Here is a 574-nt window from a genome sequence, read left to right on the forward strand (position 1 = left end):
GCGCGCTCGACGGCTTCGAGTTGGTCGGTGAGGACCGACTTGGAGTCGTGGAGCAGGCGGCCGACCAGGGTGGACTTGCCGTCGTCGACGGAGCCGGCGGTGGCGAAGCGCAGCAGGGTGGTGGCCGACAGCTGCTCGGCGGTGATCGGGCTCGTGGTGCCGGTCATGGCTAGAAGTACCCCTCGCGCTTGCGGTCTTCCATCGCGGCCTCGGACATCTTGTCGTCGGCCCGGGTGGCGCCCCGCTCGGTGAGCCGGGAGGCGGCGATCTCGGTGATCACCGCTTCGAGCGTGGTGGCGTCGGAGTCGACCGCGCCGGTGCAGGACATGTCGCCGACGGTGCGGTAGCGCACCAGCCGGGTCTGCACCGGCTCGTCGTCCTTCGGGCCGCCCCACTCGCCGGCGGTCAGCCACATCCCCGAGCGCTGGAAGACCTCCCGGCGGTGCGCGAAGTAGATCTCCGGCAGCGCGATGTGCTCCCGGGCGATGTACTGCCACACGTCCAGCTCGGTCCAGTTCGACAGCGGGAAGACCCGCACGTGCTCGCCCGGGGCGTGCCGGCCGTTGTACAGCGA

The 574-nt window shown here is 70.9% G+C and carries 2 pseudogenes; both read right to left on the reverse strand.

Going from position 1 to position 574, the window contains the following annotated elements:
- Nucleotides 1-323 (reverse strand): annotated as a pseudogene (locus WA788_RS35550) (hypothetical protein); the annotation flags it as partial.
- A 50-nt stretch (nucleotides 324-373) separates the two neighbouring features.
- Nucleotides 374-538: pseudogene (locus WA788_RS35555) on the reverse strand (phosphoadenosine phosphosulfate reductase domain-containing protein); the annotation flags it as partial.
- Nucleotides 539-574 lie beyond the last annotated feature (36 nt).

This window comes from Streptomyces sp. CA2R106 (assembly GCF_037034245.1).
In the GTDB taxonomy this organism is placed as follows: Bacteria; Actinomycetota; Actinomycetes; order Streptomycetales; family Streptomycetaceae; genus Actinacidiphila.